At 65.7% G+C, this 12644-nt stretch carries 10 protein-coding genes; 2 read left to right on the plus strand and 8 right to left on the minus strand.

Annotated elements, in window-relative coordinates:
* Positions 1-33 precede the first annotated feature (33 nt).
* Positions 34-3126: a TonB-dependent receptor gene (locus C8J46_RS04655; RefSeq protein ID WP_243643221.1), complete on the minus strand. Its 3093-nt coding sequence runs from the start codon at positions 3124-3126 to the stop codon at positions 34-36.
* Positions 3127-3345: 219 nt separating this feature from the next.
* On the opposite strand from C8J46_RS04655, the gene C8J46_RS04660 reads away from it, so the two are divergent.
* Complete coding sequence (locus tag C8J46_RS04660) at positions 3346-4389, plus strand: N(4)-(beta-N-acetylglucosaminyl)-L-asparaginase (protein ID WP_132735636.1); 1044 nt, start codon at positions 3346-3348, stop codon at positions 4387-4389.
* A 9-nt stretch (positions 4390-4398) separates the two neighbouring features.
* Here C8J46_RS04660 and C8J46_RS04665 read toward each other — a convergent pair whose 3' ends face one another.
* Positions 4399-4584 (minus strand): hypothetical protein, encoded by a 186-nt coding sequence (locus tag C8J46_RS04665; protein WP_207894109.1) that lies wholly within the window; start codon positions 4582-4584, stop codon positions 4399-4401.
* A 186-nt stretch (positions 4585-4770) separates the two neighbouring features.
* On the opposite strand from C8J46_RS04665, the gene C8J46_RS04670 reads away from it, so the two are divergent.
* Positions 4771-5841: a PA0069 family radical SAM protein gene (locus C8J46_RS04670; RefSeq protein ID WP_132736822.1), complete on the plus strand. Its 1071-nt coding sequence runs from the start codon at positions 4771-4773 to the stop codon at positions 5839-5841.
* 531 nt (positions 5842-6372) lie between these two features.
* Here C8J46_RS04670 and C8J46_RS04675 read toward each other — a convergent pair.
* From C8J46_RS04675 to gcvH, 6 genes are all read right to left on the minus strand, one after another.
* The gene (locus C8J46_RS04675; protein WP_132735642.1) at positions 6373-6732 is read right to left on the minus strand and encodes a VOC family protein; all 360 of its coding nucleotides are present in this window, start codon (positions 6730-6732) and stop codon (positions 6373-6375) included.
* A gap of 185 nt (positions 6733-6917) precedes the next feature.
* Complete coding sequence (locus tag C8J46_RS04680; protein ID WP_132735645.1) at positions 6918-8453, minus strand: aminoacyl--tRNA ligase-related protein; 1536 nt, start codon at positions 8451-8453, stop codon at positions 6918-6920.
* A 204-nt stretch (positions 8454-8657) separates the two neighbouring features.
* Entirely contained in the window at positions 8658-9170 is a 513-nt protein-coding gene (locus C8J46_RS04685) for a CcdC protein domain-containing protein (RefSeq protein WP_132735648.1), read from the minus strand.
* Positions 9171-9222: 52 nt separating this feature from the next.
* Entirely contained in the window at positions 9223-10797 is a 1575-nt protein-coding gene (gcvPB, locus tag C8J46_RS04690) for an aminomethyl-transferring glycine dehydrogenase subunit GcvPB (protein WP_132735651.1), read from the minus strand.
* On the minus strand, positions 10794-12152 hold the full coding sequence (gene gcvPA / locus C8J46_RS04695; RefSeq protein WP_132735654.1) for an aminomethyl-transferring glycine dehydrogenase subunit GcvPA: 1359 nt from the start codon (positions 12150-12152) through the stop codon (positions 10794-10796). The genes gcvPB and gcvPA overlap by 4 nt, the downstream gene beginning before the upstream one ends.
* Positions 12153-12272: 120 nt before the next feature.
* Positions 12273-12644 (minus strand): glycine cleavage system protein GcvH, encoded by a 372-nt coding sequence (gene gcvH, locus C8J46_RS04700; protein WP_132735659.1) that lies wholly within the window; start codon positions 12642-12644, stop codon positions 12273-12275.

Raw genomic sequence — 12644 nt, forward strand, 5'->3', positions numbered from 1 at the left:
AGGGTTTCGGAGGTCAGTCGTTCATCCGAGCGGTCAGAACCGGACGGTGGCGCCTACCGCCAGGTTACGGCCGAGTGAGTCGTAACGCGCGGGGATGGTGTTGCTGCGCGCGAGGCTGATGTCGTACGAATTCGCCAGGATCGGCGGCGTCTTGTCGAGCAGGTTGTTGGCGACGAACCGGAGCGAGAAGTCCCTCGAGATCGCGAACGTCATCGCCAGATCGAAATAGCTGACCGGCGCGATATGGTAGAAGGTCGTCCGCGCGCGGGCCGCAGTGCCGCCGATCGCCTCGTCACCCGAATTGTCGGCATGCGTCAGCGAACCGACATAGCGCCAGTTGAACGACGTGCTGAAGATCCCGTCGCCCGTCGTGTAGGTCGTCCGCAGACCGTGCGACCATTTCGGCAGCAGCTGGCTGCAACCATTGCCGTAATAGCCCGCGCAGTTGCGCTTGGGCTGAAGCGGTGAATCCTGGCCGCCCGCGAACGTCGTCAGCGATCCGTTGAAGTTCAGATCGAGCTTGCCCGCACCGCCAAGGCCGACCGTGTACTGGCTCTGAAAGTCCCAGCCGCGGGCGATCGAGAAATAGTAATTGGTCGTGCCTGCGCGGATGAAGCCGCTGGTCGGGTTGCTCGCGGCGGCGGCGTAGAGGATGCCGGTGCCGGGCTGGCGGACGATCCCCGAGCAGAAGAACTGGTCGCCGCCCGAGCGCAGGCAGCCATCGGTGTAATAGCTGTCGTCGTTATAGCCGAGCGAGTTGTTGATCTTGATCCGATAGCGATCGACCGAGAAGACCAGCCCCTTGAGGAAGCTCGGCTTCACGACCAAGCCATAGGTCTGCGTGTAGGCGGTCTCGGGATCCGCGGTGAAGCCACCCGAGCGCACCGTGCACTGGTCGTTCGGGCACAGCAGCGTGGCGCTGCCGTACAGTGCGTCCGACAGTCCGGTCGCGGCGCACACCTCGCGCGAGGCGAGCGGCGTGGTGCTGGTGATCGTCCGGCCCGGATTGTTCGGATCCGCCACCTGCCGCGCGACCGGCGCGCAGAAGTCGTTCTGCGATCCACCCTGGCGGCTGTAATCGATGTTCGTCGCCTGGCGGATCTCGAACACCGTCGGTGCGCGCTGCGCCTTGTTGAACGAGGCGCGGAAGGTCAGGTCGCTGATCGGCGCATAGACGCCCTCCAGCTTCCAGGTGTTGAAGACGCTCGGGTTGCTGCTGTATTTCGAGACGCGGAAACCGCCGGTCGCCTGCAACAGATGCGCGAAGCGACGCTCCTGGACCAGCGGCGCCTGAACCTCGATGTTCGATTCCCAGACGTCCTGGCTGAGATTGAAGTCGGTGCCGCCATTCTGCTCGCGGTAGATCGCATCGGCGGACGAAGCATAGCTGTCCTTGCGGTATTCGGCGCCGAGCGCGATCGCTACGCCGTCGTTCGCGAAGGGCGAGGTGACGCCGTATTTGCCGAGATCGCCGGTGACCGACGAGACGACGTCCCATAGCTTGGCGACACCCTTCGACGTGCCGCTGCGGCCGGTGAACAGATACTCGGCAAGTGGTGCGCCGAGCGTTCCGGCGCTGAACGCGTCGAACGGAACGCAGGCGGGATCGACGCCCGATACCTTCGAGGCGCAGGTCGGCGTACCGTTGACGTTGACGACGTTGAGCGAGCGATTGACCCGGTCGTAATCGGCGAAATTGCCGAACGTGATATCCTGCTGATTGCGCGAGAAGACGCCGCCGACATCATAGGTCCACGCCTTGCCGACGGTGCCGCGTACGCCCGCGGTCGCGCGGATCGCAGTGTTCAGATACGTGTCGGGTGCAAACGGCAGGTCGTTGAAGCGATAGCGCACATCGAGCGGCGCCGTCGCGGACGTGCCCGCCTGCGCACCGCAAATCGTATTGGCCTGCGATGCCGACAGATACGGGTTGTCGCAGTTCACCGGATACGGCGCATCGCCATAGGCGGTGTAGCTGTAGATGCGCGTCGGGTAGGGATTGATCGACTTGTCGCGGAACCAGATCCCCGAGCCATACAGCTCGATTTCAGGCGTGATCCGCGCGCTGACGAAGCCGCCGGCGGTATACCGCTCGAACTGGCGCTGATAGGAATAGCCGTCATACGGATTGGCGGCGTTCCCCGCGCCGGCGCCGTAGGGCACGAACGTCTGCGTGCCGGCGGGATCGTTGACATAGCCGACGCCGCTGTTCGCGCCACTGCGCGGCGAGACATAGCCGCTCGGCGAATAGGTCGACAGCGAGCACGACAGTGGGCCGTCCTTGCCGGTCTGGACGAGCTGGCAGGCGGATGTCGATCGCGCGTCATAGGGAACGTCGTTGGCCTGGCGGTAATTGACGAAGCCCGAGAATCGCAGCGCACCGTCGAACAGCTTCGAGCCCGCGGTCAGCGTGACGTCCGAACGGCCGCCGTCGTTGGCGAGTCCGCGCGGGCTGCCGAATGCGTTCGCGCGCGCCAGCGGAGAGACGATCGTGTCCTTGTTGTCGTGATTGTAGAAGCTGTAATTGCCGTCGAGCTGGATGCCCTCGAAATCCTTCTTGAGAATGAAGTTGACGACGCCGGCGACTGCATCCGAGCCATAGACCGACGATGCGCCGCCGGTCAGCACGTCGACGCGTTCGAGCAGCGAGGGCGGGATGATGCCGACGTCCTGACCGTTCTGCGTACCGAGCCGCTTGCCGTCGACCAGCACGAGCGTGCGTTCAAAGCCGAGGCTGCGCAGCTTGATCCGCTGGCGGCCGTCCGAGTCCTGATAGGTCTGCTGGCTGTCGGGCGACACCTGCGGCAGTCGATTGAGCACGTCCTCGACGGTGATCGCGGCCTGCGCGCGGATATCCTGCGCGGTGACCGTGGTGATCGGCGCCGCCGACGTCATGTTGGGACGGCGGATCCGCGACCCGGTGACGACGACGGTGTCGTCCGCCACCGCGGCGGTACGGGCGGTCTCTTGCGTGGCGAGCGCGGTATCGGCGTCGGCCTGGACCTTCGCGTCCGCCGGCGTCGTTGCCGCAGCCTGCGCCGGGCTTACCGCATCGGCGGGACTGACCTGCGCCGCTGCCGGCATCGCCGCGAGAAAGATCGACGCTGCGAGAGCGATCCGCGACACGGACTGATCCAATATCATCATGTTCCCCTTTTAACTCCGGCTGCGTCACGACGCGTTCACCGGCCCCGATGACAGGTTTGGTCAAAAGAGAGTTTTCGTCAATGCCTAAACAATACCGATCTAGGACATCGAAGAAATAATGTTGCAAAGCAGCATGGCGACTGGTCAGCCGATATGGTCTGCGATAGCATCCCGCGATTGGTGCCCGGGGGACGAACGATGAATACGAGACGGTCATTGCTGGCGGCGCTGGGCGGCCTTGGCGCGATCAATCTTGCCGCACCGTTCGCGCGCGCCGCGTCGCGACCGGACACGCGCGCGCAAGGCGGTTCGGCCGGCATCGGCAGCATATCGGGCGCGGTGATACTCTCGACCTGGGACTTCGGCGCCGCCGCCAACGACGCGGCATTCGCCAAGATGCACGCCGGCGGATCGTTGCTTGATGCGGTCGAGGCGGGAGCGATGGTGCCCGAGGCGGACCCGAACAACCACAGCGTCGGCTATTCGGGCTATCCCGACCGCGACGGCCACGTCACGCTCGATGCGGTCATCATGGACGATGCCGGCGGCGTCGGCGCGGTCGCCGCGCTCGAGGACACGGTGCACGCGATCTCGGTCGCGCGTCGCGTCATGGAGCGGACGCCGCACACGTTGCTGGTCGGCGAAGGCGCGACGCGGTTCGCGCGCGATCAGGGCTTTCCGCAACAGTCGCTGCTCACGCCCGAGTCCGAAAAGGCGTGGCGCGAGTGGCTCAAGACCTCGAAATACCAACCTGAGGCCAATAGCGAGAACCGCAGTACCCGTACGCCCGGCGGCGCGCTCGACCATGACACGATCGGTCTGCTTGCACGCAGCGCCGACGGACGGATCGCCGGCGCGTGCACCACGTCGGGCATGGCGTTCAAGATGCGCGGCCGGGTTGGCGATTCTCCGCAGGTCGGCTCGGGATTGTATGTCGAGGCGGGCGTCGGCGGCGCGACCTCGACGGGTCTCGGCGAGGAAGTCACGCGCGTGGCGGGATCGGCGCGGGTCGTGGCCTCGATGCGCGCGGGCGCAACGCCGCAGCAAGCGTGCGAAGAGGTCGTTCGGCATATCGCAACGCTGCGCGGCGCGGCGATCCGCGGCGTCCAGGTCGGCTTCCTGGCACTCGATACGAACGGGAATGTCGGGGCTTACTGTCTGCTGCCGGGCTTCACCTACGCGGTGACCGACGCGAGCGGCGCAACATCGGTGCTGAAGGCCCGCTCGCTGTTCAAGGCGTGACGCCTGTCGCTACGCCAGCGCGGACCCGCCCCTCGCCGCATGGATGAGGTCGACAAGCTGCTTGTTGATCGACGAGCCATGAAGATGGAGATGCACCGCGTCATACCCCTCGCGGCGCAAGCGTTGCCGTAGCGCGTTGACCGACTCGCACTCGCCCGAGCGTGCCAGTTCGAATGCGCGTTCCACCGTGGTCATCTGTCCCGTCATCGCTTTGCCCTACGCCGGATCGCGACCGGCCGCGAGTATTGATTCGCCTGCCGCCGCACTTGGTGAAAAGCGATCAAATTCAGGTAGATGCAAATTAACTCAACCGTTCGAGCATTTTTTAGAACGGAATATTATGTTCTTTGTATGTTCCGTATTCAGGCGTATCATCGCGCGATGAAACAGGTCCGTCCGGTTCGCGGTGCGACGCGCAATGACGAGAGCCGCCGGTTCAACATGCCGCAGACCGAGGCGGACGGCGACTGGCTCGACATGCGCGAGGGGATCGACGGGATCGCGCCGAAACTGCGCACGACGGTGACAGTGGAGACACCGCGGACGATCATCAGCCGCAATGCCTCGCCCGACGTACCGTTCGACCGCTCGATCAATCCGTATCGCGGGTGTGAGCATGGCTGTATCTATTGTTTCGCGCGGCCGAGCCATGCGTTCCATGATCTCTCGCCGGGGCTGGATTTCGAGAGCAAGCTGTTCGCCAAGCCTTCGGCGGCGACGCTGTTGCGCGCCGAACTGTCGAAGCCGGGCTATGTCTGTGCGCCGATGGCATTGGGGACGAACACCGATCCGTACCAGCCGATCGAGACCGACTGGCGGATCACACGGGGAATCATCGAGGTGCTGGCGGAAACCGACCATCCCCTCACGATCACGACCAAGTCCGACCGCGTGCTGCGCGATCTCGACCTGCTCGCGCCGATGGCGGCGAAGGGGTTGGCGGCGGTGGCAATGTCGATCACCTCGCTCGATCCGAAAATCGCGTCGACCGTCGAACCGCGCGCGCCGCATCCCGAGCGACGGCTGGCGGCGGTGCGCAAGCTCGCCGATGCGGGCGTGCCGGTCTACGTGTCGATCGCGCCGGTCATCCCGGCAATCACCGACCATGAGATCGAACACCTCGTCGCGCGGGCGGCGGAAGCAGGAGCAAGCCGAGCGTTCTTCATTCCCGTGCGATTGCCGCATGAAGTCGCACCGCTGTTCCGCGCGTGGCTCGACGAACATTTTCCGGAGCGTGCAGGGAAGGTGATGGCGACGATCGCGTCGCTACGTGGCGGCAAGGACAACGACCCGAATTTCTTTACGCGGATGAAGGGGCAAGGGCCGTGGGCGGACCTGCTGGGAACGCGGTTCCGGATCGCGTGCGCGAAGCACGGGCTGAACCAGGAGCGGATCGCGCTCCGCAACGACCTGTTCCGGGCGCCGCGGGGGCCGCAGGGGGAATTGTTTTGACCACTCGGAGATCGGTGCGCGGGGGCGCGGATAGCTAGGTTTCAGCGTGTGCTGTCTGATCTGTTCTCGTCATGGCGGGCCCTTAGGCTACGCTCGGGCCGGCATCCAGGAGACATAAAGTCGAGACAATCTGGTTTTGCGGAACGGTGGCACTCGGAATTTGTCGGCCATATCGCGATCGGACCTACACGCGCGGCCCCACGCGTTCGTTACGCGCCTCCTCCTTGTTCTCCCGCGAAAGCGGGAGCCCAGTCTGGATCCCCGCCTTCGCGGGGAAACAAGGAGCACCGGTCGGAGCGATGATCGCTAGCACGCTCGCAATGGTAAATGGTCAAATGTTGATCCGTCCCGGCCGCCACAATAACGCAGCGCGTGCAGCAACCATCGTGCAGACCAGACAGCAGATCAACGGCGCACAGGGAGTGGCCCATTCTCGAGCGGGTCGAACTCCGCACAAATGGAGTCGGCACCTTCTCGACCGATCGGCTGGTGGCACTGCCGCTCATCCGACCGAAGCTGGACGCGTTATCCTTATGAAGGATCGTCGGGTTGCCAGAGTTCGATCGGGTTGCCTTCCGGATCATGGATACGGGCGAAGCGGCCGAAGCCGGGCATGTCCCATTCGGGATCGGTGATCACCACGATCCCGGCCGCACGGAGGGTCGCCAACATGCCGTCGAGGTCGTCGACGCGCAGGTTGAGCATCCAGGGGCGATCCGCGGGGAAATAGTCGGCGTCGACCGCGAACGGCGCAAACACGCTGGGTCCGGCCTGCGTCTCCCATGATCCATAGGGTATCGAACCCACGCCGAGATGCTCGACATACCAAGCCCGTATCGCCTCCGGGTCCTTCGCCCGGAAGAAGAAGCCGCCGATCCCCGTCACGCCCATGCCTGCCCCCCAAGGTCGCACCGTCCAAAGACGATGCGACGATACCAGACAGGGAACCGCGACGCAGCCGACAGACCGGTCCGTTTCGGTTGGTCCGCCGCACTGGGTATCCGGGCCGTTTGGCACCCCGCCCCCGACTCCGAGCAAGCCCTCGACGTGACGCCGACCGCAGCCGATCGGCGCGCTTAGTAAGCGCGGCCGATCAGGATGCGCTCCACCGCGGGTTCGCCGGTGAAGATGCACGCGCCGTCGTCGCAGCCGGTCTGCCCCATCGGCGCGTTGCGGATGGTGAGCTTGAGCGCCTTCAACCGCTCGACCACCTTGTCGAGCGAAGGCCCGGTCGGCTTCGACCAGCGAACATCGACCCAGCCGGGGTTCTTCACGCCGTCGGCGAAATGCGCCTCGACCGCGGCGAAGTCCTCGGCGGGGACGATGTTGCCCTTCACGCGGTTCATCGATTCGACGTGGAGCGTCGCCTGGACGTCGTGCAGCATCCCCGAGACCTCGCCGACGAACGTGTCGCGCGCGACCGCATTGCTGTCGAGCTTGCCGTCCTCGCGGTAGAGGCGGTCGCGACGGATCACCGTGACGTTGCCACCGGCGACATCGCGGCCGCCGACCTCGATCACGATCGGTGCGCCCTTCTTGACCCAGCCCCAGCGCTTGGTCGCGGCCTTGGCAGGCTTGAGGTCGAGCAGCGCACGGACCGGTTCGCCGAGCGCGGACTGCTTGGCGATCTCGGCCTGGAGCGACTTGCAATAGTCAACGATCGCCGCGTCCTCAGGGACGTCGCGCAGCATCGGCACGATCACGACCTGCCACGGTGCGATCATCGGCGGCACGCGCAGGCCATCGTCATCGCCATGGACCATGATGACCGCGCCGATCATCCGCGTCGACACGCCCCAACTGGTGGTGTTGCACAGCTCGAACTCGCCGCCCGCATTCTGGAAGCGGATGTTCTGCGCCGACGCGAAGTTGGTGCCGAGGAAGTGCGAGGTGCCGGCTTGCAGCGCCTTGCCGTCCTGCATCATCGCCTCGATCGAATAGGTCGCGACTGCGCCGGGGAAGCGCTCGTTCTCGGGCTTCTCGCCGGCGATGACGTGGACGCCGAGGCATTCCTCCGCGAAATCGCGATAGACTTCGAGCATCTTGAGCGTCTCGTCGCGGGCTTCTTCGGCGGTGGCGTGGGCGGTGTGGCCCTCCTGCCAGAGGAACTCGCTGGTGCGCAGGAACATGCGCGTGCGCATTTCCCAGCGGACGACGTTCGCCCATTGGTTGATCAGCACGGGCAGGTCGCGCCACGATTGGACCCAGCGCGCGAACGCGGCGCCGATGACCATTTCAGAGGTCGGGCGGACGACGAGCGGTTCTTCCAGCTTGGCCTCGGGATCAGGGATCAGGCGACCGTAGCCGTCGGCCTTGAGACGGTGGTGCGTGACGACGGCCATTTCCTTGGCGAAGCCATCGACGTGTTCCGCCTCCTTCTCGAAATACGAGAGCGGGATGAAGAGCGGGAAATAGCAGTTCTCGTGGCCGGTCGCCTTGATCCGGTCGTCGAGCAGGCGCTGGATACGTTCCCAGATGCCATAGCCCCAGGGGCGGATGACCATGCAGCCGCGGACGCCGGATTCCTCGGCGAGATCGGCCTCGGAGATGACGGCCTGGTACCAGGCGGAGAAATCCGCCTCACGGGTGACGGGGAGTGCGCGCTTTATCATGGGGTGCGGATAGCGGGTGCGCGGGGGTTCGTCACGTGTGAGTTGCGACGCTCGATTCCGTCGTCGGTCCGGTTGCGTGACCTTCACTCCCTCCCCACCGTCATCCCAGCGAAAGCTGGGATGACGGTGGGGAATGTCGCTCCCACGCCGCGAAAGATCCCAGCTTTCGCTGGGATGACGGGTGGGGCTCGTGGATGGGTGGGGCTAGCGAACCCGGGCGGTTTCCAGCATCCGCTTGACGCGCAGGTAGATCTCGACGCGCTGGGTCGTGAACAGGCCGAGCGCGAGTGCGACCAGCATGTCGGTGATCGCGAAGGCGTTGAGGTGCAGCGCGTGGCCGTCACCGATAATGGCGCGCGCGCCGGTGCGGACGGCGACGATCGCGATCAGGAAGAAGACCGCGGCGGGCGAGGAGGTCGTGTTGAGCGCGTGGCTTTCGGGGTCGATCGTGATCCGCATGAGCTTGCCGCGCTGCCAGCCGAGTGCGGCGCCCATGATCAAGGCTAGCGCGCAGAACAGCCAGGCGAGGCCCTGCGGCGGGTACATCACGAACATGTAGAGCGCGACGGCGGCGTAGACCGCGGGGAAGACCCAGAGGCGCTCGAGCTTGAGCGGCTTGACCACGCTCATGCGGCGCCAGCGGACCGCGAAGACGATGCCGATGATGACCGCGGTGATCGCGTAGCTGATCCAGCCCTGTGCTTCGTGCGCCTGCATTGATAGCCCCCCGCCCTGCCCGGTGATCCCGGGCCAGACGGGGAGCGTATCGTTACTCGGCGGCTTGCGCCAGCGGGGCCGGGTCCTTCCAGACCAGCACCGGCTTGCGTGCCGCGAGCGTCTCGTCGAGGCGCGCGCGGGGGGCGAAGTGCGGCGCGGTCTTGAGGCTGGGGTCGCCGGCCTTAGCGCGTTCGGCGACCGAGCGGAGCGCGGCGATGAACTGGTCTAGCGCCGCCTTCGATTCGGTCTCGGTCGGTTCGACCAGCATCGCACCGTGGACGACGAGCGGGAAATACATCGTCATCGGGTGGAAGCCCTCGTCGATCAGGCCCTTGGCGATGTCGATCGTCGAGAAGCCGGCGGCGAGACCCGAGTCCGAGAACAACGCCTCGTGCATGCACGGACCCGACGGGCCGAACGGTGCGTCGAGCGTGTCGTCGAGGCTGCGCAGGATGTAGTTCGCGTTGAGCACCGCGTCCTCGGATACCTGGCGCAGGCCGTCCGCGCCGTGGCTGAGGATGTAGGTCAGCGCGCGCGTGAACATGCCCATCTGGCCGTGGAACGCGACCATGCGGCCGAAGCTGCCGGCGTGATGTTCGCCTGCGGTTTCCTCCTCGACGAGGACGAACTGGCCGTCCTGGTTCTCGACGAACGGGAGCGGTGCGTAGGGCGTGAGTGCTTCGGAGAACACCACCGGACCGGAACCCGGACCGCCGCCGCCGTGGGGCGTGGAGAAGGTCTTGTGCAGGTTGATATGCATCGCATCGATGCCGAGATCGCCCGGCCGGACGCGCCCGACGATCGCGTTGAAGTTCGCGCCGTCGCAATAGACGAAGCCGCCCGCCGCATGCACCGCGTCGGAGATCTCGCGCATGTCGCGCTCGAACAGGCCGCACGTGTTGGGGTTGGTGATCATCACGCCAGCGACGTCGGGACCGAGCCGGGCCTTCAACGCGGCGGTGTCGACGCGGCCTTCGGCGGTGGCGGGGATGTCCTCGACGCTATAGCCGGCGAAGGCTGCGGTGGCGGGGTTGGTGCCGTGTGCGCTCTCGGGGACGAGGATGATTTTCCGCGCGCCTTCGCCCTTGGCTTCGAGTGCCGCGCGGATCGCGAGGATGCCGCAGAGTTCGCCGTGCGCGCCCGCCTTGGGGCTCATCGCGACCGAGGTCATGCCGGTGAGCGTGACGAGCCAGTGCGCGAGTTGGTGGATGACTTCGAGCGCGCCCTGCACCGTGTCGACCGGCTGGAGCGGGTGGACGTCGGAGAAGCCGGGCAGCCGCGCCATCTTCTCGTTGAGGCGCGGGTTGTGTTTCATCGTGCACGAGCCGAGCGGGAAGAAGCCAAGGTCGATGCCGTAGTTCTGGCGCGAGAGGCGGGTGTAGTGGCGGACGGTTTCGGGTTCGGAGAGACCTGGGAGGCCGATCGGCGCCTTGCGTGTCAGATCGCCGAGCATGTCGTGCGCGACGTCGCCTTCGGCGAAGTCGACGCCCGTCGTCTTCGCGTCGCCGATCTCGAAGATCAGCGCTTCCTCCAGCATCAGCGCCTTGTTGCCGGTGACCGATGCCGGGACGCTGGTCGTGTTCGCCTCAGGGGAGGTCGGGCGCCAGCCGCTCTGGTTGATGCTCATGCCAGTATCTCCTCGAGTGCGGACGCGAGCGTTTCAACGTCCTCCGCCGTGGTTGTCTCGGTCACCGCAACGACCAGTCCGTTAGCGAGGTCGTCATTGCCGGGATACAATCGGCCCAGCGAGACGCCCGCTAGGATGCCGCGGTCGGCCAGCGTGCGGACGACCGGGCGGGCTTCGACGGGGAGCTTCAGCGTGAATTCGTTGAAGAAGTGCGTGTTAAGCAATTCGACGCCGGGCACCTTCGCCAGTCGACGTGCGGCATGAACCGCACCCGCGTGGTTCAGCCCTGCCAGGCGACGCAGGCCGGCTTCACCGAGCAGCGTCATGTGGATCGAGAAGGCCAGCGCGCAGAGGCCGGAGTTGGTGCAGATGTTCGACGTCGCCTTCTCGCGACGGATATGCTGCTCGCGGGTCGACAGCGTGAGGACGAAACCGCGGCGGCCGTCGGCGTCGACGGTCTCGCCGCAGAGGCGACCGGGCATCTGGCGGACGTATTTGTCCTTGCAGCCGAAGAGCCCGACATAAGGCCCGCCGAACTGCAGGCCGACGCCGAGCGACTGGCCTTCGCCGACGACGATGTCCGCATCCATCTCGCCGGGTGAGGTGATCGCGCCCAAGGCGACCGGCTCGGTGACGACCGCGATCAGCAGCGCCTTCTTCGCGTGGCACGCGTCCGCGAGCGGGCGCAGGTCGGCGATGCGGCCGAGGATGTCGGGATACTGGACGACCACACACGACGTATCGTCGTCGATCTTGGCGATCAGCTGGTCGAGGTCCATGTCGGCGACCAGTTCGGGGGCGGTCGTGTCGAGCACGTCGCCGGTGAACTTCGCCATCGTGTTCGCGACCGAGACGTAATGCGGGTGGAGGCCCGACGACAGGATCGCCTTGCCCCGCTTCGTGATGCGACGCGCCATCACGATCGCTTCCCAGCACGCGGTCGAGCCGTCGTACATCGAGGCGTTGGCGACGTCGGTACCGAGCAGCCGTGCGACCTGAGTCTGGAACTCGAACAGCATCTGCAGCGTGCCCTGCGCGATTTCCGGCTGGTACGGCGTGTAGGCGGTGAGGAACTCGCCGCGCTGGATCAGGTGATCGACCGACGCGGGGACGTGATGCTTGTACGCGCCGCAGCCGAGGAAGAACGGCGCTTCGCCGGCGGTGAGGTTCTTCTTGGCGAGCGCGGACATGTGGCGTTCGACCGCCATTTCGGAGGCGTGCATCGGCAGGTCGCGGACCGGGCCGTCGAGGCGCGCGGCTTCGGGCACGTCGACGAAGAGGTCGTCGATGGTCGAGGCGCCGATGACGGCGAGCATTTCCGCACGGTCGGCCTGGGTCAGGGGAAGGTAGCGCATGACGTTCCTTTAGAACGTCACCCCAGCGAAAGCTGGGGTCTCAATCCGCGGGAGAAACGCTGGTGTCGACCCCGTGGAGGGAGATCCCAGCTTTCGCTGGGATGACGGTTTATTTTGGGATCAGAGCCCTTCGACGAAGGCTGCGTAGGCGGCTTCGTCCATCAGGCTGTCGAGTTCGCTCGGGTCGCTGAGCGTCAGCTTGAAGAACCAGCCCGCCGCTTCGGCGTCCGAGTTCACCAGGCTGGAATCGTCGGTCAGCGCAGCGTTGCCCTCGGTGACGGTGCCCGAGACCGGCGAATAGACGTCCGACGCGGCCTTGACCGACTCTACGACCGCGGCTTCGTCGCCCTTGCTCAACGTCTTGCCGGCTTCGGGGACATCGACGAACACAACGTCGCCGAGCTGGCTCTGCGCGTATTCGGAGATGCCGACGGTGCCGACGTCACCATCGACATCGACCCATTCGTGATCCTGCGTGAAGTAACGGCTCAT

Origin of the sequence: Sphingomonas sp. PP-F2F-A104-K0414 (genome assembly GCF_004340945.1) — a bacterium.
In the GTDB taxonomy this organism is placed as follows: Bacteria; Pseudomonadota; Alphaproteobacteria; order Sphingomonadales; family Sphingomonadaceae; genus Sphingomonas.